Origin of the sequence: Saccharopolyspora sp. 7B (assembly GCF_020177435.1) — a bacterium.
GTDB classification, from domain to species: domain Bacteria; phylum Actinomycetota; class Actinomycetes; order Mycobacteriales; family Pseudonocardiaceae; genus Saccharopolyspora_C; species Saccharopolyspora_C gregorii.
The window spans coordinates 60,320-87,043 of the sequence record NZ_JAIUKC010000050.1 but is presented as its reverse complement, the minus strand read 5'-3'; the positions used below and the strand labels follow the sequence as shown (position 1 = coordinate 87,043).

14 protein-coding genes (1 of these 14 running past the window's edge) are annotated in these 26,724 nt (G+C 75.1%); 13 read left to right on the top strand and 1 reads right to left on the bottom strand.

Features of this window, described 5'->3' with window-relative positions; translation table 11 throughout:
* The first annotated feature begins 175 nt into the window (after positions 1–175).
* From LCD33_RS09850 to LCD33_RS09800, 11 genes are all read left to right on the top strand, one after another.
* Entirely contained in the window at positions 176–2,986 is a 2,811-nt protein-coding gene (locus LCD33_RS09850) for an AAA family ATPase (RefSeq protein WP_224977753.1), read from the top strand.
* 202 nt (positions 2,987–3,188) lie between these two features.
* A complete protein-coding gene (locus LCD33_RS09845; RefSeq protein ID WP_224959710.1) occupies positions 3,189–3,401 on the top strand; it encodes a hypothetical protein in 213 nt (70 codons plus the stop codon).
* Positions 3,401–5,974 carry an AAA family ATPase gene (locus tag LCD33_RS09840; protein WP_224977754.1) on the top strand — a complete coding sequence of 858 codons (2,574 nt, stop codon included), beginning with the start codon at positions 3,401–3,403 and terminating at the stop codon, positions 5,972–5,974. Before LCD33_RS09845 ends, LCD33_RS09840 begins: the two co-directional genes overlap by 1 nt.
* A gap of 10 nt (positions 5,975–5,984) precedes the next feature.
* Entirely contained in the window at positions 5,985–8,813 is a 2,829-nt protein-coding gene (locus LCD33_RS09835) for an AAA family ATPase (RefSeq protein ID WP_224977752.1), read from the top strand.
* Positions 8,814–9,228: 415 nt separating this feature from the next.
* Positions 9,229–9,915 carry a helix-turn-helix transcriptional regulator gene (locus LCD33_RS09830; RefSeq protein ID WP_308011257.1) on the top strand — a complete coding sequence of 229 codons (687 nt, stop codon included), beginning with the start codon at positions 9,229–9,231 and terminating at the stop codon, positions 9,913–9,915.
* A gap of 216 nt (positions 9,916–10,131) precedes the next feature.
* Positions 10,132–11,073: a 1-phosphofructokinase family hexose kinase gene (locus tag LCD33_RS09825; protein WP_224963156.1), complete on the top strand. Its 942-nt coding sequence runs from the start codon at positions 10,132–10,134 to the stop codon at positions 11,071–11,073.
* 62 nt (positions 11,074–11,135) lie between these two features.
* Positions 11,136–12,227, top strand: a complete 1,092-nt coding sequence (locus LCD33_RS09820; RefSeq protein ID WP_224977751.1) for a PTS transporter subunit EIIC — start codon at positions 11,136–11,138, stop codon at positions 12,225–12,227.
* Positions 12,224–12,682, top strand: a complete 459-nt coding sequence (locus tag LCD33_RS09815; RefSeq protein WP_224963160.1) for a hypothetical protein — start codon at positions 12,224–12,226, stop codon at positions 12,680–12,682. Before LCD33_RS09820 ends, LCD33_RS09815 begins: the two co-directional genes overlap by 4 nt.
* Before the next feature lie 99 nt (positions 12,683–12,781).
* Positions 12,782–13,192, top strand: a complete 411-nt coding sequence (locus LCD33_RS09810; protein ID WP_224966419.1) for a PTS sugar transporter subunit IIA — start codon at positions 12,782–12,784, stop codon at positions 13,190–13,192.
* The gene (locus LCD33_RS09805; RefSeq protein ID WP_224959382.1) at positions 13,189–14,229 is read left to right on the top strand and encodes an alcohol dehydrogenase catalytic domain-containing protein; all 1,041 of its coding nucleotides are present in this window, start codon (positions 13,189–13,191) and stop codon (positions 14,227–14,229) included. Before LCD33_RS09810 ends, LCD33_RS09805 begins: the two co-directional genes overlap by 4 nt.
* Positions 14,230–14,290: 61 nt before the next feature.
* Complete coding sequence (locus tag LCD33_RS09800; RefSeq protein ID WP_224977750.1) at positions 14,291–16,951, top strand: LuxR C-terminal-related transcriptional regulator; 2,661 nt, start codon at positions 14,291–14,293, stop codon at positions 16,949–16,951.
* A gap of 255 nt (positions 16,952–17,206) precedes the next feature.
* Here the strand turns inward: LCD33_RS09800 and LCD33_RS09795 are convergent, their stop codons facing one another.
* Positions 17,207–17,968, bottom strand: coding sequence for a thioesterase II family protein (locus LCD33_RS09795; protein WP_224959385.1), 762 nt, complete (start codon positions 17,966–17,968; stop codon positions 17,207–17,209).
* A gap of 313 nt (positions 17,969–18,281) precedes the next feature.
* Between LCD33_RS09795 and LCD33_RS09790 the strand changes: the two genes are divergently transcribed.
* A complete protein-coding gene (locus LCD33_RS09790) occupies positions 18,282–19,313 on the top strand; it encodes a GDP-mannose 4,6-dehydratase (RefSeq protein ID WP_224966410.1) in 1,032 nt (343 codons plus the stop codon).
* Positions 19,314–19,412: 99 nt separating this feature from the next.
* A protein-coding gene (locus tag LCD33_RS09785) for a type I polyketide synthase (protein ID WP_374228440.1) crosses the window boundary here: on the top strand, positions 19,413–26,724 show its 5' end (the start). It continues 20,426 nt past the right edge of the window; 7,312 of the gene's 27,738 nt are visible here — the first part of the coding sequence; it begins with the start codon at positions 19,413–19,415; its stop codon lies beyond the right edge, outside the window.

Genomic DNA, 26,724 nt, shown 5'->3' with positions numbered 1-26,724 from the left:
TTCGGCGACCTCGCCGACGTGGACACGCTGATCACCGATGACGGCATCGACGAGCAGGTGGCGGAGGAGATCCGGCGCGCGGGGCCGCGCGTCGAGGCGGTCTGACCGCCCGCCGCGCGCCCCCGCAGCATTCGGCATTCCGTACGCCGGGGGGGCGGACCGGGAGGAACCCCGCATGGTGGCTGACCAAGGCGTGCAGAGCGGCCCGCCGGGGCGGCTGGTCGGACGTGAGCCCGAGCTCGCGCGGATCGCCGACGCTGCCCGGGCCGCGCGGGGCGGTTCGGGCCGGGCCGTCCTGCTGCGCGGGCCGGCGGGCATCGGCAAGACCGAGGTGCTGTGCAGCGCCCTGGCCGAACTCGACGGCCGCGCCACCCGCACCCTGTTCGCGCACTGCCCGGAGACCGGCACCGGTGCCTACGCGGCCGTGCGCGCGCTGCTGGCGCCGGTGCACGACCCGGAGCCGACCGGCAGCGCCCGCCTCGCACTGCCCGCCCTCTCCCCGGAGCGCACCGGGGACGGCGCCGCGACCGGCACCTACGCCGTGCTGCACGGGCTGCACTGGCTGGTCGCGGACCTCACCGGCGACGGGCCGCTGGTGCTGGCCGTCGACGACGTGCAGTGGTGCGACGAGAACTCCCTGCGGTTCCTGGCCTTCCTGCTGCGCCGCGCCGAGGAACTGCCGCTGCTGGTGCTGCTGGCCCAGCGCACCGGGGGGACCGCGCCGGGCGAGGCGCTGGGGGAGATCGCGGCGATGCCGTGGTGCGACACCGTGGACCTGCCCGCGCTGGGCGAGGGGTCGGTAGCCGAACTCCTCGACGCCGAGCTGCCCGCGCCGCCCGGCCCGGAGTTGGCCGCTCGTTGCGCCCAGGTCACCGGCGGCAACCCGTTCCTGCTCGGCAGGGTGCTGCGCCGGTTGCGGGAGGCGCCCGCGGAGGACGCCGCGGAACGGCTGGACGAGCTGCACCGCACCGTCGTGCTGCGCTCGCTGCTGGACCGGTTGTCGGAGTGCGGCGTGGCGGTGGCCCGCGCGGTCGCGACCCTGCCCGGCGAGCGGCTGGAGCTGATCGCGGCGCTGGCCGGGATCCACCAGCGGATGGCCGTCGTCGCGTTGCGCGAACTGCGGGATCGGGACCTGGTGGGGACCGGCGGCGGCATCGGGTTCGTGCACGACTTCGTCCGGCAGGCGGTGCTGGACCGCACCCCGCCCGCCGAGCTGGAACGGCTCCGGGAACGGGCCGCGATGCTGCTCAACGACGCGGGCCGGCCGGCGGAGGAGGTCGCGGTGCTGCTGCTGCAGCTGCCGGGCGCGCCGCAGCCCTGGATGGCGGGGGTGCTGCGCGACGCGGCCACCCGGGCCGAGCAGCGCGGCGCGCCCGGCACGGCGGCCCGCTGCCTGGAACGGGTGCTGGTGGTGCAGGGCACCGACGTGGCGGTGCTGGCGCAGGCCGCGCGGGTGGCGGACCCGGTGACGGGGTTGCGCTACCTGGAGCGGGCGCTGGAGCTCGTCGACGATCCGCGGGCGCGGCTCCCGATCGCGGTGCAGTACGCGGTGGCGTCGCTGTCGGCGCAGAACTCGACGCGCGCCTTCGAGGTGGTCTCGGCCGCGCTGGACGAGCTGGACGCCGCGCTGGGGCCGGACCTCGGGGACGCGGACCGGACGTTGCGCACGCTGGCCGAATCGGTGCTGCTGGCCTCCGGCATGGACGAGAAGTCGACGCTGCCGCGGGTGGGGGCCCGGTTCCGCGACGTGGCGCCGCCCGCGGGCGACACCGCGGAGGAGCGCCAGCTGCTGGGGATGCTGGCTTCGCTGGGCGCGCTGCTGAACCGGCCCGCCGCGGAGGTCGCCGCGCAGGCCCGGTCGGTGCTGCGGATCAACGACGTGGAGGGCGACGGCTTCGCGCTGCTGGGGGCGTCGCTGCCGCTGTACCTGGCCGACGACAACGAGTCGGCGCTGGCGGCGCTGGACCTGCTGGTCGGGCACGCCCAGCGCTCCGGGCAGGCGTGGACGTACTGCCTGGCCACCAGCACCCGCGCGCTGGTGCACCACTGGACGGGCAACCTGGTGGAGGCGCTGGCGGACGCGCAGAGCTGCTACGACGTGCTGGAGCAGGAGTCCTGGAACGGCTCGATGACGATGCCGCAGATCGCGCTGGCGACCTCGCTGACCAGCCAGGGCGAGCCGGAGCGGGCGACGGCGGTGCTGGCGGAGATCTCCCGCGCCCGCTTCGAGGACTTCGCCTTGGAGTACCACCAGTTCCTGATGGCCCGGGCCCGCGCGCTGGAGGCCGCGGGAGATCCGGACGGCGCGCTGGAGCAGCTGTTCCGCTGCGCGCAGAGCCTGCGGGAGGCGGGCATCGACAACCCGGTGTTCGCGCCGTGGTGGTTCGACGCGGCCTGCCTGCTCGGCGACCTGGGCCGGGCGGAGGAGGGGGCGCGCGCCGCCGAGCACGGCGCGGTGCTGGCGCGGAAGTGGGGAACGCGGCGGGCGCGGGGCATGGCGCTGGCGGCGCGCGGCGCGGCGGCGGCGCGCCGCGCGGCGGTGCCGGTGCTGTCGGAGGCGGTGCGGGTGCTGTCGGCTTCGCCGGCGAAGCGGGAGCAGGCGAAGGCGGAGCACCTGCTGGGGCGGGCCCTGCTGCGCGCGGGCGAGCCGGAGGGCGCGCGCGAGCACCTGCGGTCGGCGCTGGACCTGTCGGTGCTGCACCGCGATCACCGGCAGGTGTCGGCGTCCTCGGCGGCACTGCTGGAGGCGGGCGGCCGGTTGCGGCACGGGACGGACTCGCCAGTGCACACCTTGAGCGGCAGCGAGCGGCGGGTGGCGGTCCGGGCGGCGGCGGGGGCGACGAACCGGGAGATCGCGGAGTCGTTGTTCCTCACGGTCCGGACGGTGGAGCTGCACCTGACCAGCGCCTACCGGAAGCTCGGCGTGCGGGGGCGCGCGGAGCTCCCGGCGGCGCTGGCGGTGGATCCGGAAGCCCCGGTTCCGTGAGTTCCCGTCCCGCTCCGCGGGGGGCGCGGGCAGGGCTCTTTCCCTGAATCGATCGTTCCCGACACGATCGGCCCGATCATGTCGTCTCGTGTGGAATTGTTTTGCTTTGTTTGCGAGAGAATGAGGTTGCTCACACCTTTGGGTGATACGCTCAGTGTCGTTCCGGCCCTAGCTTCATCTTTTCGAGTTAAGGGAGGTTGGTATGAGCGATCTCCTTCCTGTTGCGGTGAACGCGGCACTGCGCCGCAGACCTGCGCGGATTCGGAAAGGGGCTTCGACGCTAGTGATGATGACGGTGCGTGATGGCGAACGGGTCGACCGGCACCTGCGCTTTGGTCCGAATACTTTTCATGTTCGCCGGATTCCCATCCCGGACCCGGTGAACGGTGCGCTCGCACCATTCGGAGCGTGCTGATGGTCGCGGTCCACGACGCCCCCGGCCGAAGTTCCGCGGCGCCGCGACAGCACGAGCTGGTCGGGCGCGACGACGAGTTGCGGGTGGTCGGCGGACTCGTCGCCGACCTCGCCCGCGGCCGCTCCGGTCTGCTCACCATCAACGGCGCCCCCGGTTCCGGCCGCAGCGCCCTGCTGGAAGCGATGCTCGCCGACGCGCGCGCCGCCGGGCTCAACACGGCCGCCGCGCAGAGCTCACCGCTGGAGACCGACGTCCCCTACAGCACCGCCGCCCAGCAGATCGCCCTGCTCTGCCCGCCCGAGCAGCTCACCCGGATCAGCTCCGCGTGGGCCGAGGGCGCCGCCACCAACGCACCGATCCCGTTCCTGCGCAAGCAGATCCTGGACGTGGCGGCGCGGCGGCCGCTGCTGCTCGCCGTGGACGACCACCAGTGGATCGACCCCTGGTCGCTGGCCTGGTGCCACGCCATGCTGCGGCACCTGGACCGGGCGCCGGTCCTCATGGTGCGGACGGTGCGCGACACCGCCCCCGAGACCGACGGCGGCGCCCGCTGGGACGAGACGGTGCCGGTGCCGCCGCGACGAGTCCGGCTCGGCCCGCTCACCGTCCCGGACGTCGCCGAACTGCTGTCCCGGTACGGCCCCGCCGACCGGGACTTCGCCGCCGCCACCACGACCGAGACCGAGGGCAACCCGGCGGTGCTGCGGCTCGTGCTGGAGGAGTTCCACCGCGCGGGACTCGGCTTCGAATCCCGCCACGTCCCCCGGCTGCGGGTGCACGCCGCCGAAGCCGTCGCGCACCTGGTGGGCCGCACGCTGCGCGGACTGCCCGCCGACCACGTGGAGCTGCTGCGCGCGATCACCTTCTGCGGTGGGGAGTTCGACTTCGAGCTGGCCTGCGCGCTCGCCGGCCTGCACGGCCACGCCGCGGCCCGGGCCCGCACCTCGCTGCGGCACCTCGGGCTCATCTGCGAGTCCACCGAGGACGGCGTGCCGCGCGCGTCCAGCCCCGCCGTGGCGACCGGTGTGCTGGCCGAGATGGAACCGGCCGAGCGGGAGGAGCTGCACGGCCGCGCCGCCGAGATCGGCCACCGCGCCGCCGTCGAACCCTGCGCGCTGGCCGACATGCTGCTCAACGCACCGCAGATGCGCCGCCGCTGGGCGGTGGAGACGCTCGTCGAAGCCGCCGAGCGGCACCGCCAGGAGGGCAGGCACGAGCGCGCCACCGAACTGCTGCGCCGCGCCCTGCGCGAACCCGTGCCCGGCGACTGCAGGCAGCGGCTGCTGACCCGGCTCGCCGCGATCGAAGTGGCGCACGCCCCCGCCGCCAGCGACGGGCGGTTGCGCCAGGTGCTCACCGACGCGGTCGGCGCCGGCGACACGGCGCTGCTCGTCCAGGCCGCGGACCTGCTCGTCGCCCGCGGGGACTCGGAGACCGCGCGCCGCGAGCTCGCGACCGTCTGCGCCCGGGTGCGCAGTCCCGCGCTGGACGCGCTCGGCCTGCTGGCCGACGAACTGTGCGCGCCCGCCCCGGAACCGCTCGCCGTCCGGCTGCCGCCGGTGCCGGAGGAAGCCGCCGACCCGGCGCAGGCGGGTCTGCTGGCGTGGCGCTGCGCCCGGCTCGGCCGCCGCCCCGACCTGGTGCGCACCCTCGCGCGGGAGGCGCTCGCCGACCGCGGCCCCGAACTGCCGCTGGCCACCCGGATCGCGGCCTGCCACGCGCTGGCCTGCCGGGACGACGCGGCCGAGGCCGCGGCCGGGCTCACCGCTGTGATCTTCGACGCGGGCCGCCGCGGGGCGCGTGCCGCCGCCGCGTACGCGCTGGTGCAGCGGGCCGTGCTCGCCGCCAAGGACGACCGCTGCCCGGCGGCGGGCGCCGACCTGGCCGCGGCCGTGCGGCAGCTGCCGTTGCACTGCTGGCACCCGGCGCTGCTGCCGCACTACCTGGCCGCGCGGATCGGTGCGCTGCTGCGGCTGGAGGACGTAGCCGGCGCCGAGCGGGTGGCCGCCGCGGAGCTGCCGCTGGGTGCGGAGCGCGGCATGGGCTTCGCCTACCTGCTGCACGCCCGCGGCGAATTGCGCCTCGCGACGGGAGATCCGGCGACCGCGCTCGGCTACTTCCAGGAGTGCGGCCGGATGCTGCGCGCCAAGGAGTGGCTGAACCCGGCGGTGCTGTCCTGGCGGATGCCCGCCGCGATCGCGCAGGGCCGCCTCGGCGCGGCCCGCGCGGCGACCCGGCTCATCGGGGAGGAACTGGAGCTGGCCGAGCGCTGGGGCATGCCGGGGCTGCTGGAACCGGTGCACCGCAAGGCGTTGTCCGCCCTGGCGCTGGCCGGTTCGGGCCCGGCCGGCCCGGGAACCGCGGGTATCCCGCGGATGGGGGCGGCGCTGCGCGCCGCGCTGTCGGTGCCCGAGCGCCGGGCCGCGAGCCTCGCCGCGCGGGGTCTGTCCAACAAGGACATCGCGCAGGAACTGGGCGTGACGGTGCGGACCGTCGAGCTCCGGCTGACCAAGTCCTACCGCAAGCTCGGCATCGAAGGCCGCGCGCAGCTCCCCCCAGACCTGGCCGAGTGAGGCACGCCGGATGCTGGTCGAACGCGAGTGGGAGCTCGCCGTGCTGGAGTCCGCCGTCCGCCAGGTGGGCCGCGGGACCGGTTCGCTCGTGCTCATCAGCGGGATGCCCGGCAGCGGCCGCAGCGCGCTGCTGAGCAGGTTGCGCGAGCTCGCCACCGCGAGCGGGGCCCGGGTGCTCGGCGCGGGCGGCGCGGCCAGCGAGCGCTCGTTCCGGTTCGGGCTCGTGCGGCGGCTGCTGCACGACGTCACCGCCCCGGCCCAGGGACGGTCGCTCGCCGAGGCGCTGCCACCCGCCGACGAGGCGCGCGTCGAGGACCCGGGCGCGGTTCCGGTCGGCGTGCTGCACGCGCTGCACGCCCTGCTGGTCGGGGCGAGCGCGCGGTGCCCGCTGGTGCTGGCCGTGGACGACCTCCGGTGGGCCGACGAGGCCTCGTTGCGCTGCCTGGCCTACCTCGTCGGCCGGTTGCGGGGGATGCGGGTGCTGGTCGCGGTGGTGCTGGACCCGGATTCGGGCCGGGATCGGGGCGCGCTGGTCCGCGAGATCACCGCAGCCGCCGCGCACCGGGTGCGGCCCGGCCGGTTGTCGGTGGCCGCGACCGCGGAACTCGTCCGCGACCGGTTGTGCGCCGAGCCGGGCCCGGACGCCGACCCGGACGGGTTCGCCGCGGTGTGCCACGAGCTGACCGGCGGGCACCCGGGCGACCTGGTGAGCCTGCTGGACCAGGCCGCCGAGCAGGGGCTGCGCCCGGTGCCCGCGTCGCTGCCGATGCTGCGCGCGCTCGCCGAGGGTGATCGCAGGCGGCGGCTGGTGCGGGCCCTGTCCGGCGAGGAGTTCGCCGCCGACGTCGCCCGCGCCGTCGTCGTCCTCGGCGAGCACGCGGACCCCACGCTGGTGCAGCGGCTGTCCGGGCTGACGCCGAGCCGCTACGAGCGGGCGCTGCGGTCGCTGGAACCGTGGTTCCGGGTCCACCCGGGCCGGATCGAGGTGGCGGTGCCCGGTCAACGCGGCGAGCTGGCCGTGGAGCTGCTGGTGGACGACGTGATCGCCGCGGTCGAGGAATCCACCGCCGAGCACGACAGCACCCGGCTGCACCTGCGGGCGGCGGCCCTGCTGCACGGCCACGGCTATCCCCCGGAACCGGTGGGCGACCAGTTGCTGCTGGTGAACTCGACGCTGTCCAGCTGGGGCGTGCAGCGGTTGCGGGAAGCGGCCCACGCCGTGCTGCCGCGGTCCCCGGAGCTCGCGGCCCGCTACCTGCGGCGCGCCCTGCTGGACCTGGAATCCGGCGGGATGGGCCGGGTGCGGTTGCTCGCCGAGCTCGGCTCGGTGGAGCTGGCGTTCGACCTGCCCGCCGCGGTGCGCCACATCGGCCAGTCGGTGCCGCAGCTGCGCGAGGCGCGCGACCGCGCCCGCGTGCTGGGGCGGTTGCCGCTGACCGTGACCGGCGCGGACCCGCGGGTGGCCGAGCTGATCCGCGAGGTGGCGGCCGAGCACGGTCCCGCCGACCAGCTGGAGGGCACGGACCGGGAGCTGGCGCTGCGGCTGGAGGCGCGGACCCGCTACCTGGCGCTGGAGGACCCGGCGGCGCACGCGGCGGTCCCGGGGCGGATGGCCGAGCTCGACGCCCGCCAGTGCGCGCCCGGCCCCGCCGAGCGGGAACTGCGCGTGGTGCTGCTGGCCTCGATGGCGCTGACCGGCACGCCGCGGGCGGCGGAGGTCGCGTCGATGGCGCGGGAGCTGCTGGCCCAGGAACCGGCGAACGTCACCTCGGAGACGCACTCGGTGCTGCGCTACCTGCCGCCGATCCTGCTGGCGGCCGGCGCCCCGGAAGGCCTGGACTCGTGGCTGGCGCTGGCGGCCGACCACGCGCGCAGGCAGGGCGCCACCGCGGCGGAGGCGCTGGTCGCCGCGCAGCACAGCCTCGTGCACCTGGACTCCGGTCAGCTCGTGCAGGCCCGGCGCAGCGCGACGGCCGCCCTGGACCTGGTCGAGCCGGACACGCCGGAGTCGATGGCCGCGCCGGTGTTCGCGATGGGTGCGGTGGCCCGCAGGCTGCGGGACCGGGAACTGGCCGAGCGGGTGCTGCTGCTGCCGCATTCGCCGGACGACCTGCAGGTGGTGGCGCTGCGGCGGTTGGTGCAGAGCAACCTCGCGATGCAGGACGGCGATCCGGTGACGGCGCTGACGCACCTGCTGGACTGCGGCAGGCGCCTGGAGCAGGCCGGCTGGTTCGGCCCGGCGGCCTGCTCGTGGCGGCCCACCGCGGCGCTGCTGCGGCATCGGCTCGGCGACGTCCGGGCGGCGGTGGAGCTCGCGGAGGAGGAGTACCAGCGCGCCCGCGACTGGGGCGCCCCGACGCCGCTGGGCCGGGCGCTGCGGGTGCGCGCGGTGGTCACCGGGGGCGGTCGCCGGGTGGAGCTGCTGCGGGAAGCGGTGCAGGTGCTGCGGCCCGCGGCGGACCGGCTGGAGCTGGCGGGCGCGCTGGCCGCGCTCGGCGAGGCGCTGCGGGACCGGGCTCCGGCGGAGGCCGAGCTGGTGCTGGCCGAGAGCGCCCAGGTCGCGGCCCGCAGCGGCGCACCGCCGCACGCGACCGGCGCCCCGGGGCCCGGAGGCGGGCGCGGGAACGGCCCGTCGGAACCGGCCGCGGTGTTGACCCGGGCGGAAGAAGCGGTCGCGGAATCGGCGGCGCTGGGCCGCACCAACCAGGAGATCGCCGACGAGCTCCGGGTGAGCAGGCGAGCGGTCGAGAAGCACCTCACCGCGGCCTACCGAAAATTGGGGATCGACGGCAGGGCGGATCTCGCGAATTCACTTCTTCCGCGCGGGGCGGGCGGCTGAACGCGATTCGGCGCTGCGCCGCGTTCGCGCAGGGTGATCACGGCGGTCACGCTTGGTCGCGGACCGCTACCTGCGGCAGGGCGGAATGTGGTGGGGGATTCACGTGATGTTGGTTCGTGCCCGTCCCTGTGGTGGCGGGTGGGGGCCTGAGCCGTACCCGAACCCACCCCCGCGATGTGGTTCGGTGCGGTCGTTCGGTCGTGAAACCCCTGGTAGATCGGCACCGAACCGAATCGGGCCGAACCGAACCGAACCAGCGGGCGGCTTGACCGCAGGTTTAAGGACGGCGCTGGCCCGCTGTTGACTTGGTTGGTTTTGAATCCATAGCCTTGTGGTGTCGTTGAATTCCGGTAATGCCTCCAACCGATGCCGGATCTGCGTTTCTCGCGAGCCAGAGAGGAATGGTCGAATTCTGATGACATCCAGCGGCACGATGCGAGCGCGACCCACGCCTGCCGGGGCGTCCGAAGAATCCGGTGAAGATTATCGGGACATTTACAGATCGTTGTTCGAGCAGTCCGGGATGTGCATGGCGAACCTCGATTCGAGCATGCGCGTGCTGGAGGCGAACAAGTACTTCTTCAAGCAGTTCGGGCGCGGTGCCGCCGACGTGCGGGGGCGCAGCTTCTACGACTTCCTGCACCCCAGCGTGCGCGGGAAGTTCCAGTACCAGTTCGCGCGCCTCACCGAGGGCCGCAACCCGCGGTTCGTGGAGCACGCGGTCGCCGTCGGCGCGAAGGAAGCGCTGTTCGGCGGGGAGCTGACCGGCATCGCGGTGCCCGGCCGCTCCGGTCGCGTGGAGGGCGTCATGGTCGTGCTGCAGCCGGACGAGGGGCAGCGGGCCGCGATGGTCGGCGGCAAGGAGAAGCTGCTCAGCGAGGTCGACGCCCGGATCCTGGAGGGCGTCGCGGCCGGGGAGTCCACCGTGCAGCTGGCCGCGAAGCTCTACCTCAGCCGGGGCGGCGTCGAGTACCACGTGACGACGCTGCTGCGGAAGCTCAAGGTCACCAACCGCCCGGCGCTGGTCTCGAAGGGCTACTCGATGGGAATCCTCGGCGTCGGCCAGTGGCCGCCGCGGGTGCTGCCCGAGTACGTGAAGTGAGCGGCGGCCCTCCGCCGGGGTGCCGGCCCGGTGGTGGTCCGAGCTCGTTCCCGTCGATCGGCCCGCATAGCGGAGATCTTCCGGGAAAACCTTGAACTCACCGTGCGATGGTTGCCACCGGGGCGACCCCCGTGCAAGATCGATTTTTCTCCGGCGCCGGGCTCCGCGCGGAGCCGCCGACCCGGCGACCGCCTGGACCAGGGGAGGGCTGTGCGCGTGATCGTCACCGTCACGGCGAACCCCAGCCTCGACCGCACCGTGCAGGTGCGCAAACTGGTGCGCGGCGGCCTGAACCGCGCCTCCTCGATCCGCGTCGACCCGGGCGGCAAGGGCATCAACGTGGCCCGCGCTCTCGCCCAGCACGGCGTCGACGTCCGCGCGGTCGTGGCGGCGGGCGGCATCGAGGGCCAGCAGCTCGTGGCGTTGCTGGCCGGCTTGAGCATCGACGTGCTGCGGGTGCCCGCGGTGGGCCCGGTCCGCATCAACATGAGCGTCGTCGAACCCGACGCGACCGTCACCAAGTTCAACGAGCCAGGGGCGCTGCTGGACGCGGGCGACGCCCGTGCCCTGTGCGAGGCGGTGCTGCGCAGCGCGGACGGCGCGAACTGGGTGGTGATCGCGGGCAGCCTGCCGCCGGGGGTGAGCAGCGCCTACTACGCGGGGCTGATCCGGATGATCGGCTCGCTGGGCGTCCCGGTGGTGGTGGACACGAGCGGGCCCGCGCTGCACGAGGCCGTGCAGGCCCGGCCGGCGTTGGTGAAGCCCAATCTCCGGGAACTGGAGGAGACGGTAGGTCACTCGATTACAACGATCGGTGGCGTCGTCGATGCCGCCGACGAGATCCTCGAACTCGGGGCGGACACCGTGCTGGCCAGCCTCGGGGCTGATGGAGCCCTGCTGCGCGGGCACGATGGCTGCGGTTACGCCGAGGCGCCGGTGACCGCGCAGAACGCTGTCGGCGCGGGGGACGCTTTACTCGCCGGATATCTTTCCGAAGGCTGCGGAGGTCTGCCCGCCCTGGTCACCGCGGTGGCCTGGGGCGCGGCAGCGGCCTCGCTGCCGGGTAGCGCCATGCCACAACCGCACGACCTGCGCCCGGACCTGGTGCGCGTCGAGTCCCGGGTGCCCTGGGACCGGCGGCTGCACCGGGACCCCTGACGCGGGGAGGCGGTCGGCGAGGCAGAGGGACAACGGCGTCGGCGAGGTACGGAGTGACAACCATGTCAGGGACGGCCACGGAGGAATCGAGTTCTCGAGCACAGGCGCAGCGCGCCCGCGTCGTGGTGCAGCGGTTCGGCGGGCAGCTGGCCGGCATGGTCATGCCCAACATCGGCGCGTTCATCGCCTGGGGCCTGATCAGCGCGCTGTTCATTTCGGAGGGCTGGTGGCCCAACGCCCAGCTGGCGCAGCTGAAAGAACCGATGATCACGCTGCTGCTGCCGGTGCTGATCGGGTACACCGGCGGCAGGCAGGTGCACGGGCAGCGCGGCGCGGTCGTCGGCGCGGTCGCCACCATCGGCATCGCGATCGGGGCCGAGATCCCGATGTTCCTGGGCGCGATGATCGTCGGCCCGCTCGCGGGCTGGGTGCTGAGATGGTTCGACCGCTCGGTGGGCAAACGGGTGCCTCCGGCGTTCAAGATGCTGGTGGACAACTTCGCGGCCGGGATCATCGGCGGGCTCTTCGCCATCGCCGGGCTGCTGGCGATCGGTCCCGCCATCGAGAGCGTGACCATCGCGCTCGGCCACGGCGTGCAGGCGCTGCTGGACCTGCACCTGCTGCCGCTGGTGGCGATCATCGTGGAACCGGCGAAGGTGCTGTTCCTCAACAACGCCGTCAACCACGGCGTGCTCGGGCCGCTGGGCGTGTCCGAGTCGCTGGACCACGGCAAGGCCATCGAGTTCCTGGTCGAGCCGAACCCGGGACCGGGCTTCGGGGTGCTGCTGGCGATCACCGTGTTCGGGCCGCCCGCGATGCGCGCGACCGCGCCCGGCGCGCTGGTCATCCAGTTCCTCGGCGGCATCCACGAGATCTACTTCCCGTACGTGCTGGCCGCGCCGCGGCTGCTGCTGGCGACGATCTCCGGCAGCGCGGCGGGGCTGTTCGTCTTCAGCATCACCGGTGCGGGCCTGGTCGCCACGCCGTCGCCGGGCAGCGTGGTCGCGCTGCTGGCGGTGACCCCGAAGGGCGGCTACGTCGGCGTGATCGCCGGGATCGCCGCGTCGGCGGTGGTGGCGTTCGTGGTCGCCTCGCTGGTGCTGAAGCTGTGGCGACGACCCGACGAGGTCGAGACCGGTGGAGCGGTCCGATGAGCCGCGGGTCGGCGGCCTCCCGCTGGTGGCGCGCGATCGGCTTCGCCCAGCGCCGGGTGCTCGGATCGCACGACGAACTGCGGGAGGAACCGGTGCCGCCGAGCGAGGTCGAGAGCGCGCGGCAGGCAGGAGAGGAGCGCTCGATGGGCACGATCAACGGGTCGGCGGTGCGCAAGGTCGTCATCGCCTGCGACGCGGGCATGGGCAGCAGCGCCATGGTCGCCGCCCAGCTGGCGGGCAGGCTCAAGCCGTACGACGTGAAGGTCTCGCACGCCTCGGTCACCGAGATCCCGCCGGACGCGGATCTGGTGCTGTGCCAGGAAACGCTGCTGGAGCGGGCGCGGCGGGAGGACACCGGTTCGGCGGTGATCCTCGGGTTCCGCAGCTTCCTCGGCGACCCGGTGTTCGACGAGGTCGAGCAGGCCGTCCGGGAAGGTGAACCCCTTGGTGGTTGAGGCGGGCCCGCCCCGGCCGCGGGGGGGGGGGGGGGGGCGCCCCCCCCCGGGGGGGGGGGGGGGGGGGGCCCCCCCCCCGCCGCGGGATTCGCGGACGCCATCGACCAGTGCGGCCGCCTGCTGGTGGAGACCGGCGCGGTCGAGGAACCCTACGTCGCCGCGATGCACGAGCGGGAGCGGTCGCTGACGACCCACCTCGGCGAGGGCGTCGCGATCCCGCACGGCACCACCGAATCGCGCCGCTTCGTGCGGCGCAGCGCCCTGGTGGTGGTGCAGTTCCCCGGCGGGGTGCGGTGGAGCGACGGCGGCGAGGTGAGCCTGTGCGTGGCGATCGCCGCGGGAGCCCGGCGCGCCGACGGTTCGCCGGACGCGGCGGGCGCGCAGCACTTGGGCGTGCTGTCGGCCCTGGCCGCGGTCCTGATGGATCCGGTGCGGGCGCGCGAGCTGCGCGAAGCACCGGACGAGGCGACGGTCGACCGGCTGTTGCGGTCCGTTGAGGAGGACAGGTGAAGGTCGCACGTTTCTACGCCCCGGGTGACATCCGCATCGAGCAGGCCCCGGAACCGGAACCCGGCCCGGGCGAACTGAAGCTGCGGGTCCGCAACTGCTCCACCTGCGGAACCGATCTGAAGATCATGCGGCACGGGCACCACCACATCGACCCGCCACGGGTCATCGGCCACGAGATCGCCGGGGAGGTGGTCGGCATCGGCGACGGCGCCAGCGGTTTCGCCGAGGGCGACCGGGTGCAGGTGATCGCGGCGATCCCCTGCGGCGAGTGCGGCTACTGCGAGCGCGGCAGGCAGACGGTGTGCCCGAACCAGCGCTCGATGGGCTACCACTTCGACGGTGGTTTCGCCGAATTCCTCACCGTCCCCGAGCAGGTGCTGCGGGTCGACGGGGTGAACCTGCTGCCCGGCGGGGTCGACTTCGCGGCCGCGTCGGTCGCCGAACCGCTCGCCTGCGTCCTCAACGGCCAGGAGCTCGCCCGGGTCGGCCCGGGGGACGTGGTCGTGGTCGTCGGCTCCGGCCCGATCGGCTGCCTGCACACCCGGCTGGCGCGGGCCCGCGGCGCGGCCGCGGTGTACCTGGTGGAGCTCAACGCCGCCCGGCTGGAGCAGGCGGCCGAGCTGGTGGGCCCGGATGCCGCGATCCTCGCCTCCGCCACCGATCCGGTCGCGGAGGTGCTGCGCCGCACCGGCGGTGTCGGCGCCGACGTGGTGATCACCGCGGCCGCTTCCGGCGAAGCGCAGGAGCAGGCGCTGCGGATGGCCGCGCGCGGCGGCCGGATCAGTTTTTTCGGCGGTTTGCCCAAGGATTCGCCGATCATCGACTGCGATTCGAACGCGGTGCACTACCGTGAGTTGACCATCGTCGGTGCCAACGGCTCCACCCCGGAGCACAACCGGCGGGCGCTGCGGCTGATCGCCTCCGGTGACGTCCCGGTGCACGACCTGATCACCCACCGGTTGCCGCTGGACGGGGTGCTGGAAGCGATCCGCACGGTCAGCACGGGCGACGCGATCAAGGTGACCATCGAGCAGTGACGGTGCCGGAACCCGCCTCGCGACGTGCGGCGGGCCCCGGGGCGCAACGGAGGAGTGCCGCGTGGTGCTGCGGGAACGGGAGAACGAGACCGAGCTGCTGAGCGCCGCGCTGGACCGGGCGAGCGAGGGCGGCGGTGCCCTGCTGGCGTTCTCCGGCCCCTTCGGCATCGGCCGCTCCGCGGTGCTGGCGGGGGCGGCGCCCCCCGCCCGGGACCGGGGCGCCCGGGTGCTGCGGGCGCTGGCGACCACCGCGGAGCGCGACATCCCGTTCGGCGTGCTGAGCCAGTTCTCCTGCTGCGCCACCGATTCCGAGACCGGGCCGGACTTCGGCACGATGCGCGGCGGGCTGCTCGCCTCGCCCGACCCGGTGCTGCTGGTGGTGGACGACCTGCAGCGCGCGGACGTGGAATCGCTGCGCTGGCTGGACCGGTTGTGCGCCGCCGTCGCGGATTCCGCGGTGCTGGTGGTCGTCGCGCACCGGGACGGGGAGCAGGCCGCCGATCCGGAGACATTCCAGCGGTTGCTGGGCCGCGCCGCGCGGCGCGGTGAACTCCGGCCGCTGAGCCCCGGCGGGGTGGCCGCCGTGGTGCGGGACGTGTTCGGCGTGCCCGGCGACGAGCGGTTCACCGCCGCCTGCCACCGGGCGTCGCACGGCAGGCCGTTCCTGCTCAACGCGATCGCGCACGGCCTGCGCGACAGCGGCAGGCGCCCGCAGGAGTCCGATGTGGACGCCGTGTGGTCGTTGCGGCCCTCCGTGGTGGCCGAGCGGGCCGGCGCGGTGCTGCGCCCGCAGCCGGAACCGGTGCTGGCCGCCGCCCGAGCGGTGGCGCTGCTCGACGGTGCCGAGCCGGACCAGCTCGCCGACCTGGCCGGGCTGGCCCCCGCCGAGTGCGCCGCGGCGCTCGCCGCCCTCGCCGCGCTCGGCGTCCTCGTCGAACCGGCGCGGCCCCGCTTCGCGCACCCGGTGATCCGCGAGGTCGTGGAGAACACCCTGGAACCACCGGAACTCGCCGAGTGGCACCGCAGAGCGGCGCGGCTGCTGCAGCGGGCCGACCGGCCCGCCGAAGCGGTCGCCGAACACCTGCTGGCCTCGGACGCGACCCAGGGCGAGTGGACCACCGGGGTGCTGCACGCCGCGGGCCGGCGGGCCCTGGACCGCGGCGACGTGGCCACCGCCATCCGCTGCCTGCGCCGCGCGCTGCTGGCCTGCCCCACCGCGGGCACCGAGCGGTCCGTGCTGCTCGCCGACCTCGCCGAGGCGGAGCGCTCCGGGGCACCGGTCGCCTCGATGCGGCACCTGTCGCAGGCGCTGCCCAAGTTCGACTCGGACCGGCGGCGCGCCGAGGCGCTCGCCGACGTGCCGCCGATGCTGCTGGCGGTGGCACCGCTGTCGCTGCTCGCCGAACTGGACGACTTCCGCGCGCGGGAGGAGCTGGATCCGGCCGTGCTGCGGGCCATCGACACCCGCATCCGCCTCGCCCGGCTCGGCGATCCCGCCTGGTGCGCCGACACCCGCGAGCTGTTCGACTCCCTCGTCCCCGGCGAGCACGTCGACCCGGAGCGGATCTCGGTGCTGCTGTACTCGGCGACGCTCACCGGCGGCGACGCCGAATCGGTGCTGCCGTGGGCGAAGCGGGCCGTCGCCGGGGAGCACGGGCCGGGCGCCGCGTTCGGCGCGGTGGCGCTGGCGGCGCGGACCCTCGCGGCCTGCGACGAGGTGCGGGCCGCGGAGCAGTGGCTGGCGGAGGTGACCGCGGCGCTCGGCGCGCGCGGCGACCGCGCCGCGGAACGCCTCATCGTCGACGCCGAACGGGCGTTCACCGTGGTCCGCTCCTGCCGCTACCCGGAGGCGGTGGCGCTGGCGGAGAGCGCGCTGCGCCGTTGCGACCCGGGGCTGATCCCGGTGGTGGAGCGGTGCTTCGAGGTGCTGTCCGTCGCCGTGCTCGACTCGGCCGACACCGGTTCCGCGGCGCGGGCGCTGGGGCGCCACCACGAGTGGGACCACGCGGTGCAGCCGTGGGTGCGGGAGCTGCGCGACGCCGCGCTCGCCGTCAGCGTGCGCGACACCGTCGGCGGGCTCGAACACCTGCTGGAGTGCGGGCGGGAGCGGGACCGGCTCGGCTGGTCCAACCCGTGCCTGCTGCCGTGGCGCGGCTGGGCGGCGCTGCTGTACCACCGCGTGCAGCGGCCCGGCCCGGCCGCCGAGCTGATCGCCGAGGAGTACCGGCGGGCGGTGGCCTGGGGCGCGCCCAGCGGGGTCGGTCGCGCGCTGCGCGTGTGGGGCGCGATCACCGAGGGGGAGCCGGGCGTGGAGCTGCTGCGCCGGGCCGTCGAAGCGCTCGACGGCCGCGGTCCGGCCGGCACGGTGGAACTCGCCAAGGCGCACCTGATGCTGGGGCGCAGGCTGCTGTGCTCCGACCGGGCGGAGGCCGCCGCCCGGTTGAACGAGGGCGACGAGCTCGCCGCCGCCTGCGGGGTCCCGCGGCTGCGCGCCGCCGAGGAGATCGCGGCCGAAGGCGGTGGGGCGCAGGCGGAACTGACCCGCGCCGAACTGCGCATCGCGCGGCTGGTGGCGGGCGGGCTCGGCAACCAGCAGGTGGCCACCGAGCTGGGGGTGAGCTCCCGGGCCGTCGAGAAGCACCTCACCAAGGTCTACCGCAAGCTCGGCGTCACCGGCAGAGCAGGACTGGCCGACCTGGCCGACTCCCTGGACCCGGCCTGATTCCTCCTGGTCCTCTTGCGCGGGTGGCGGAACCTCAGCGGGATTCTCGCTGCGGGATCGTTGTCACCGGTGGCTCCGCCACGGGCGACAACGCCGTCCTCGCGAGAATCCCGCTGAGAACCCGCGGCGGTGCCGGTGCCTCAGGTGGTCGCCGCTCAGCGGCTTCGCCGCTGACAGGACAACGGCGTGGACGCGGGTGAGAGCGTGGATCTGCGGTCCGGCGAGTGGCGGGTTCGTCCGGGCACGTCGGGCGGGTCACTCGCCTGGTGGGATTCGCAGGGTGAGTTCCGCTGCGAGTTCTGCGTTGACCTGGGCTGCGTGCTCGACGAGGTAGAAGTGGCCGCCGCGGAAGCCGCGCAGCCGGAACGCGCCGGAGGTGTGCTCCTTCCAGCGCAACGATTCGTCTACCGTGGACTTCGGGTCGTCGTCGCCGATGAGCACCGAGATCGGGCAGGACACCACCCGGTCCGGCCGCGGCGGGTAGGTCTCCACCGCGCGGTAGTCGTTGCGGATCGCGGGCAGCGACATGCGCACCACGTCCTCGTCGTCCAGCGCCGACTCCGCCCCGTTCAACGCGCGCACGTCCGCCAGCAGGCCCTCGTCGTCGAGCAGGTGCACCCGCTCGTCCCGCACCGTGCCCGGGGCGCGGCGCCCCGAGACGACCAGCGACCGCGGCGGCCGGCCCGCGCCGCGCTCCAGCCGGTGCGCCACCTCGAAGCCGAGCAGCGCGCCCATGCTGTGCCCGAAGAACACCGTCGGCAGCTCCGGTTCCGCCGCCAGCACCGCCGTGATCGCCTCCGCGTACTCGTCGATGCCGCCGAGCAGCGGTTCGCGGTGCCGGTCCTGCCTGCCCGGGTACTGCAGCACGACGACGTCGGCGCCGGGGGAGTGGGCGGCCGAGACCGGCCGGTAGAAGCTGGCCGAGCCGCCCGCGTGCGGGAAGCACGCCAGCCGGACCGGTGCGGCCGGTGCGGGGTGGTAGCGGCGCAGCCACTTGCCGGGGTCGAGATCGGTCACGGCTCCTCCTCCGAGCGCTGGACCTCCGCGGCGGGCGGCGCCCGCGCGGCCAGTACAGCACCGCGCGGTGCGGAGAACCCCTAGTCCGGATTCCGCGCCACGACCGAGAACTCGGCGAATCCCTAGGGTGTGCCGCTTTCCTTTGACACCGCCGACGATCGGCTGCCAGCGTCGGATCCGGCCCGATCCGGGGGCTCCCGGCAGGCGCCGATCCGACCTCTGCCGGTGCCCGGTGCGCCACCGCGCGCGTTCCCGTGCCGCCCACGCGGTCGGCACGGGCGCTGTCGGCATCAGGTGGTGGAAGGGGAAGCACATGTCCAGGCGAGCGCTGATCACCGGGATCACCGGGCAGGACGGTTCCTACCTGGCCGAGCACCTGCTCGCGCAGGGGTACCAGGTGTGGGGCCTGATCCGGGGGCAGGCGAACCCGCGCAAGTCCCGGCTGAGCAGGCTGGCCACCGATCTGTCCTTCGTGGACGGTGATCTGATGGACCAGGGCAGCCTGGTCTCGGCGGTGGACCTGGTGCAGCCGCACGAGGTCTACAACCTGGGCGCCATCTCGTTCGTGCCGATGTCCTGGCAGCAGGCGGAACTCGTCACCGAGGTGAACGGGATGGGCGTGCTGCGGATGCTGGAGGCGATCCGCATCGTCAGCGGCCTGCATGGTTCCGGCGGTTCCGGCGGGGAACGCATCCGGTTCTACCAGGCGTCGTCCTCGGAGATGTTCGGCAAGGTCGCCGAGACGCCGCAGAGCGAGCGCACCACCTTCCACCCGCGCAGCCCGTACGGCGTCGCCAAGACCTATGGGCACTACATCACGCAGAACTACCGCGAGTCCTACGGTGTGTGGGGCGTGTCCGGCATCCTGTTCAACCACGAATCCCCGCGCCGCGGCGCGGAATTCGTCACCCGCAAGATCTCGCTGGCCGTCGCGCAGATCAAACTCGGCCTGCAGGACAAGCTCTACCTCGGCAACCTGGACGCGGTGCGGGACTGGGGTTTCGCCGGGGATTACGTGCGCGCGATGCACCTGATGCTCCAGCAGGACGAGCCCTCCGACTACGTGGTCGGTACCGGCCGGATGCACTCGGTGCGGGACGCGGTGCGCATCGCGTTCGACGCGGCGGGACTGCACTGGGAGGACCACGTCGAGATCGACCCGACGCTGGTGCGCCCCGCCGAGGTCGAGACGCTGTGCGCCGATTCCGGGCGGGCGCGCCGGGAACTGGACTGGGAACCGAGCGTCGACTTCACCGAGCTGATGACGATGATGGTCGAGGCCGACCTGCGGCAGGCCTCCCGCGAGCGCGACTACGCCGAGGTGATCTCCGCGTCCAGCTGGTGATGCCCTCCGGGCGGACGGTGGCCGTTCGCCCTTCCAGGACTGGGGAATTCACGGGCGGGTGCTGGTGAGACTGAGCTCCGTCCGGTCGACGCAGGTGGGGTGGAGATGGACAACGAGCAGAAGCTCCGGGACTACCTGAAGCGCGCGAGCGCGGACCTGAAGCGGTCCCGGGCGCGCGTGCAGGAGCTGGAGGACGCGGCCCGCGAGCCCATCGCCATCGTCGGCATGAGCTGCCGCTACCCCGGCGACGTGACCGGCCCCGAGGACCTGTGGCGGCTGGTCGCCGAGGGCCGCGACGGCATCACCGGGTTCCCCGCCGACCGGGGCTGGGACCTCGCCGACGCCGACACGGCCACCCGCTCCGGCGGATTCCTGCACGACGCGGCCGAATTCGACGCGGACTTCTTCGGCATCTCCCCGCGCGAGGCGTTGGCGATGGACCCGCAGCAGCGGGTGCTGCTGGAAGCCACCTGGGAGGCGTTCGAGCACGCGGGCGTCGACCCGGCGGCGGTGCGGGGCAGCCGCACCGGCGTGTTCATGGGTGCGATGGCGCAGGACTACCGGGTCGGCGCGGCCGACGACGTGGACGGTTTCCGGCTGACCGGCAACAGCGGCAGCGTGCTCTCCGGCAGGCTCGCCTACACCTTCGGCGCGGTGGGGCCGGCCGTCACGGTGGACACCGCCTGCTCGTCCTCGCTGGTGGCGCTGCACCTGGCGGCGCACTCGCTGCGCGCGGGGGAGTGCTCGCTGGCGCTGGCGGGCGGGGTCACCGTGATGTCCGGACCGGCGACGTTCCTGGAGTTCTCCCGGCAGGGCGGGCTGTCCGCGGACGGCCGCTGCCGCTCCTTCGCCGATGCGGCGGACGGGACCGGCTGGGGCGAGGGCGTCGGCGTGCTGGTGCTGGAGCGGCTCTCCGACGCGCGGCGCAACGGGCACGACGTGCTCGCGGTGGTGCGCGGGAGCGCGGTGAACCAGGACGGCGCGTCCAACGGGCTGACCGCGCCGAACGGGCCCTCGCAGCAGCGCGTCATCCAGCAGGCGCTGGTGAACGCGCGGCTGTCTCCGTCCGAAGTGGACGTCGTGGAGGCGCACGGCACCGGTACCGCGCTCGGCGACCCGGTCGAGGCGCAGGCGCTGCTGGCGACCTACGGGCAGGACCGGGAGCACCCGTTGCTGCTGGGTTCGATCAAGTCGAACCTCGGGCACACCCAGGCCGCGGCCGGGGTCGCCGGGGTCATCAAGGTGGTGCAGGCGATGCGGCACGGCCTGCTGCCGCGGACCCTGCACGTGGACGAGCCGTCCACGCACGTCGACTGGAACTCCGGGCAGGTGCGGCTGCTCACCGGCGCCGAACCCTGGCCGGTCGCCGACCGGCCGCGCCGCGCGGGCGTGTCCTCGTTCGGCATCAGCGGCACCAACGCGCACACCATCGTCGAGCAGGCACCCGAACCGGAACCCGCGGCCGAGCCGGTGGAACCCGGGACGATCCCGGTGCTGCTGTCGGCGAAGACGGCGGCGGCACTGCGCGAGCAGGCCGCCCGTCTGCTGTCCACCGTGGACACCGATGGACCGCGGCCGCTGGACGTCGGCTTCACCACCGCCGCCCGCGGCGGGCTGGAGCACCGCGGGGTGCTCACCGCGACCGACGAGGCGGAGCTGCGCGCGGGCCTGCGCGCGCTCGCCGCCGACGAGGACGCCCCGGCGCTCGTGCGCGGATCCTCCCGCGCCGCGGGGAAGACGGCGTTCCTGTTCACCGGGCAGGGCGGGCAGCGGCTCGGCGCGGGCCGCGAACTGCACGCGCGGTTCCCGGCGTTCGCCACCGCCTTCGACGAGGTGGTGACCGCCCTCGACCGGCACCTGGACCGGCCGCTGCGGGAGGTGCTGTTCGCCGAACCCGACAGCCCCGATGCCGCGCTGCTGGACGAGACCGGCTACGCCCAGCCCGCGCTGTTCGCCGTCGAAGTGGCGCTGCACCGGCTCGCCGAGTCGTGGGGGCTGCGGCCCGACCACCTCGCCGGGCACTCCGTCGGCGAGATCGCCGCCGCGCACGTGGCGGGCGTGTTCACGCTCGACGACGCGGCCGCGCTGGTGTGCGCGCGGGGCCGGTTGATGCAGGCGCTGCCCGCCGGTGGCGCGATGATCTCGGTGCGGGCCACCGAGGACGAAGTGCTCCCGCTGCTCACCGGACGGGTGTCGCTGGCCGCGATCAACGGGCCCGAGTCGGTGGTCGTCTCCGGGGACGCCGCCGAAGCCGAGGCGATCGCCGCGCACTTCGCCGAGCTGGGGCGCCGCACCACGCGGTTGCCGGTGAGCCACGCGTTCCACTCGCCGCTGGTGGAGCCGATGCTCGACGAGTTCCGCGCCGTCGTCGCCGGGCTCTCCCCGCGCGAACCGCTGCTGCCGCTGGTGTCCACCGCCACCGGCGACTCCGCGACCGCCCGCGACCTCGCCTCCCCCGACCACTGGGTGGAGCACGCGCGCCGCCCGGTGCGGTTCGGCGCCGCCGTCCGCCGCCTCGGCGAACTCGGGGTGCGGACCTTCGCCGAACTCGGCCCGGACGCGGTGCTCAGCGCGCTCGTCCCGGCGAACCTCGACCACGAGGCGCTGGTGGTCCCGCTGCTGCGCGGTGACCGGTCCGAGACCACCGCCGTCGCGCAGGCGCTCGCCGCGCTGCACGCGCACGGCGTCTCCCCGGACTGGCCCGAGTTCTTCGCCGGCACCGGCGCCCACCGCGTCGCGCTGCCCGGCTACCCGTTCCAGCGCCGCCGGTTCTGGCCGAGGAGCACCGGCGACGGTGACGTGCGCGCGGCCGGGCTCGGCGCCGCGCACCACCCGCTGCTGGCGGCGGCGGTATCGCTGGCGAACTCGGACGGGGTGCTGCTCACCGGCAGGTTGTCGGTGCGCTCGCACCCGTGGCTGGCCGAGCACGCGGTCGGCGGCGAGATCCTGCTGCCCGGCACCGCGTTCGTCGAGCTGGCGCTGCGCGCCGGGGACGAAGCGGGCTGCGACCGGGTGCGGGAGCTGACGCTGGCCGCGCCGCTGGTGCTGCCCGAGCAGGGCGCGGTGCAGGTGCAGGTGTGGCTCGGCGGGCCCGACGACACCGGGAGCCGGGAGCTGAGCCTCTACTCCCGCCCCGACGGCGCCGAGGAGCAGCCGTGGACGCGGCACGCCACCGGCGTGCTCGACACCGCGCGCGGCACCCCGGCGGACTTCGGCCCGGAGTGGCCGCCCGCCGGGTCGCGACCCGTGGACCTCGACGGGCTCTACGAGCGGTTCGCCGCGGCCGGATTGGACTACGGTCCCGCCTTCCGCGGCCTGCGCGCGGCCTGGCGGCGCGGCGACGAGGTGTTCGCCGAGGTGGAGCTGCCCGTGGCCGCCGCCGAAGCCGAGGCGTTCGGGGTGCACCCGGCGCTGCTGGACGCCGCGCTGCACGCCGCCGCCGGGGCCGGTGACGCCGCGGAACCGGCGCTGCCGTTCGCCTGGGAGGGCGTCACCCTGCACGCCACCGGCGCGACCGCGGCCCGGGTGCGGCTGGCACCCGCCGGGCCGGACGCGGTCGCGGTGTCGGTGGCCGACCCGGCCGGGGAACCGGTGGCCGAGGTGGAATCGCTGGTGCTGCGCCCGCTCGGAGCCCGCAGGCCCGCCGCCGCCCGGGACGCGCTGTTCCGGCTGGACTGGACGCCGATCGCGGCCACCGCCGATCCGGGCTCGGTGGCGGTGCTCCCGCCCGTCGGCGAGGTGCCCTGGGACGCACTCCCGTCCGGTGCGGTGGAGGTCGCCGACCTGGACGCGGTGCCCGCGGACACCGAGGTCGTCGTGCTGCCGGTGCGCTCGCCCGCGGCGGCACCCGAGCAGGTGCACGCGTGCACCGCCCGCGTGCTCGAACAGGCCCAGCGGGTGCTCGACGCCGACGTCGCGGCCCGGCTGGTGGTCGTCACCCGCGGCGCCCGCGACGGCGCCGACCTGGCCGCCGCCGCGGTGTGGGGCCTGGTCCGCACTGCGCAGGCCGAACACCCCGGCCGGTTCGGGCTGGTCGACCTCGACACCGCCGCCGCGGCGCAGCTGCCCGCGGCGCTCGCGCTCGCCGACGAACCCCAGCTGTCCATCGTGGACGGACGGCTGCACGCGGCGCGGCTGGCCCGCGCGCCGATCTCCGCCGACGCCGCACCGGAACGCGACCCGGACGGCACCGTGCTCATCACCGGCGGCACCGGCGGGCTCGGCGCCCTGTTCGCCCGCCACCTCGTCGCCGAGCACGGCGTGCGGCACGTGCTGCTGACCAGCCGCCGCGGCCCGGACGCCGAGGGCGTGGACCGGCTCGTCGCCGACCTCGCCGAGCACGGCGCCCAGGTGCGCGTCGCCGCCTGCGACGCCGCCGACCGGGACGCCCTCGCCGCGCTGCTGGCCGAGATCCCCGCCGCGCACCCGCTGACCTCGGTGCTGCACGCCGCCGGAGTCCTCGACGACGCGTTGCTCGACGCGCTCACCCCGGAACGGCTCGCGGCCGTGCTGCGGCCGAAGGTCGACGCCGCCTGGAACCTGCACGAGCTGACCCGGGACCACCCGCTCGCCGAGTTCACCACCTTCTCCTCGCTGGCCGGCGTCGTCGGCGCCGCGGGGCAGGCGAACTACTCGGCCGCCAACGCCTACCTGGACGCGCTCGCCGCGCACCGCCGCGCCGCCGGGCTCCCGGCGGTCTCGCTGGCCTGGGGCCCGTGGGCGTCCACCGGGGGCATGACCGGGGAGCTGGCCGAGGCCGAGCTGCGCCGGCTCACCGCCACCGGCACCCCGCCGCTGGAACCCGCGCAGGGGATCGCGCTGTTCGACGCGGCCACCGCCACCGGGGAAGCGGTGCTCGCCCCGGTGCGGCTGGACCTCGCGGTGCTGCGTTCCCGCGGCGAGGTCCCCGCCTTCCTGCGCGGCCTGATCCGCACCCCGGCCCGGCGGGCTGCCACCGGCTCCGCCGCGTCGGCCGGGCTCGCGCGGCGGCTCGGCGCGCTGGGGGCGGCCGACCGCGCCGCGGCGGTGCTGGAGCTGGTGCGCACCCAGGTCGCCGCCGTGCTCGGGCACACCGCGGTGTCCGATGTGGACCCGGACCGCGCGTTCCAGGAACTCGGGTTCGACTCGCTGACCGCCGTGGAGCTGCGCAACCGGCTGGCCACCGCCACCGGGCTGCGCACCTCGGCGACCGCCGTGTTCGACCACCCGACGGCGCGGGCGCTGGCCGCGCACGTGCGCACCGAACTGCTCGGCGAGGACGACGCCGCCACCGGGGAGGCCGACGCGGTCGCGGTGTCCGGCGATCCCATCGCGATCGTCGGCATGGCCTGCCGCTACCCGGGCGGGGTGACCTCGCCGGACGAGCTGTGGCGGCTGGTGTCCGAGGGCACCGACGCGATCAGCGGGCTCCCGGTGGACCGCGGCTGGGACCTCGACGCGCTCTACGACCCGGACCCGGACCGCACCGGTACCTCCTACGCCCGCTCCGGCGGGTTCCTGCACGACGCGGCCGAATTCGACCCGGGCTTCTTCGGGATGAGCCCGCGCGAGGCGATCTCCACCGACCCGCAGCAGCGGCTGCTGCTGGAGACCTCCTGGTCCGCGATCGAGCAGGCCGGGATCGACCCGGCCGCGCTGCGCGGCAGCCGGACCGGTGTGTTCGCCGGGGTGATGTACAACGACTACGGCGCGGTGCTCGCCGGCGGCGACTTCGAAGGGCACCAGGGCAGCGGAACCTCGCCGAGCGTCGCCTCCGGGCGGGTGTCCTACGCGCTGGGCCTGGAAGGACCGGCGGTCACCGTGGACACCGCCTGCTCGTCCTCCCTGGTGGCGATGCACTGGGCGATGCAGGCGCTGCGGGCGGGGGAGTGCTCGCTGGCGCTCGCGGGCGGCGTGACGATGATGTCCACCCCGGCGGCGCTGATCGAGTTCTCCCGGCAGCGCGGACTGTCCCCGGACGGGCGGTGCAAGGCGTTCTCCGCCGACGCGGACGGGGTCGGCTGGGCGGAGGGCGTCGGCATCGTCGTGCTGGAGCGGCTCTCCGACGCGCGGCGCCACGGGCACGAGGTGCTCGCGGTGGTGCGCGGCAGCGCCGTCAACCAGGACGGGGCCTCGAACGGGCTCACCGCACCGAACGGGCCCGCGCAGCAGCGGGTGATCCGGCAGGCCCTCGCCGCGGCCGATCTGTCCACGTCGGACATCGATCTCGTCGAGGCGCACGGCACCGGCACCTCGCTCGGCGACCCGATCGAAGCGCAGGCGCTGCTGGCCACCTACGGGCAGGACCGCGCGGAGCCGCTGCGGCTCGGGTCGATCAAGTCGAACCTCGGGCACACCCAGGCCGCCGCCGGGGTCGCGGGCGTCATCAAGGTGGTGCAGGCGATGCGGCACGGCGTGCTGCCCCGCACCCTGCACGCCGAGACGCCTTCCACCCACGTGGACTGGGCGGACGGCGCGGTGGAACTGCTCACCGCCGACGTCCCCTGGCCGGAGACCGGGCGGCCCCGCCGCGCCGCCGTGTCCGCGTTCGGCATCAGCGGCACCAACGCGCACCTCGTGCTGGAACGGCCCGAGCCCGCGGCCGACCCGGAACCCGGGGCCGCTTCGGGACCCGGGGTCGCTCCGGAACCCGACGGCGCCCCGGAAGTCGCGGGCACCCCGGAACTCGCGGACGGGACCGAGGTGCCGGTGGCCTGGCCGCTGTCCGGCAAGACCCGCGCCGCGCTGCGCTCCCAGGCCGCCCGGCTCGTCACCTTCCTCGACGAGCACCCCGGCCACCGGCCCGCCGACGTCGCGCGCTCGCTGGCCACCACCCGCACCGCGTTCCCGCAGCGCGCCGTCGTGCTCGGCACCGGCCGGGATGCGCTGCTCGACTCGCTGCGCGCCCTCGCCGCCGACCGCCCCGACCCCGGGATCGTGACCGGGGAGGCCGGGGAGCCGGGCGGGCTCACCGCGCTGTTCACCGGCCAGGGCAGCCAGCGCGCCGGGATGGGCGCCGAACTGCACGGGCGGTACCCCGAGTTCGCCACCGCGCTCGACGAGGTGCTCGGGCACTTCGACCCCGCGGTGCGCGAGCTGCTGCTGGCCCGCGCCGCCGACCTGGACGACACCGCCGACCTGGACGACACCGGCTACGCCCAGCCCGCGCTGTTCGCCCTCGAAGTGGCGCTGTACCGGCTCGTCGAGGCCCGCGGCGCGGTGCCCGACCGGCTCGCCGGGCACTCCGTCGGCGAGCTCGCCGCCGCCCACGTCGCCGGGGTGCTGTCGCTGCCCGACGCGTGCGCCCTGGTCGCCGCCCGCGCCCGCCTGATGGCGGCGCTGCCGCCCGGCGGCGCGATGATCTCGTTGCGCGCCACCGAGGACGAGGTGGCGCCGCTGCTCACCGAGCGGATCGCGATCGCCGCCGTGAACG

What these genes read in the sequence shown, in the direction of transcription:
- LCD33_RS09850 (WP_224977753.1), top strand. Translation starts at nt 176, where the DNA reads ATGGTGGCTGACCAAGGCGTGCAGAGCGGCCCGCCGGGGCGGCTGGTC.
- LCD33_RS09845 (WP_224959710.1), top strand. Translation starts at nt 3,189, where the DNA reads ATGAGCGATCTCCTTCCTGTTGCGGTGAACGCGGCACTGCGCCGCAGA.
- LCD33_RS09840 (WP_224977754.1), top strand. Translation starts at nt 3,401, where the DNA reads ATGGTCGCGGTCCACGACGCCCCCGGCCGAAGTTCCGCGGCGCCGCGA.
- LCD33_RS09835 (WP_224977752.1), top strand. Translation starts at nt 5,985, where the DNA reads ATGCTGGTCGAACGCGAGTGGGAGCTCGCCGTGCTGGAGTCCGCCGTC.
- LCD33_RS09830 (WP_308011257.1), top strand. Translation starts at nt 9,229, where the DNA reads ATGACATCCAGCGGCACGATGCGAGCGCGACCCACGCCTGCCGGGGCG.
- LCD33_RS09820 (WP_224977751.1), top strand. Translation starts at nt 11,136, where the DNA reads ATGTCAGGGACGGCCACGGAGGAATCGAGTTCTCGAGCACAGGCGCAG.
- LCD33_RS09815 (WP_224963160.1), top strand. Translation starts at nt 12,224, where the DNA reads ATGAGCCGCGGGTCGGCGGCCTCCCGCTGGTGGCGCGCGATCGGCTTC.
- LCD33_RS09790 (WP_224966410.1), top strand. Translation starts at nt 18,282, where the DNA reads ATGTCCAGGCGAGCGCTGATCACCGGGATCACCGGGCAGGACGGTTCC.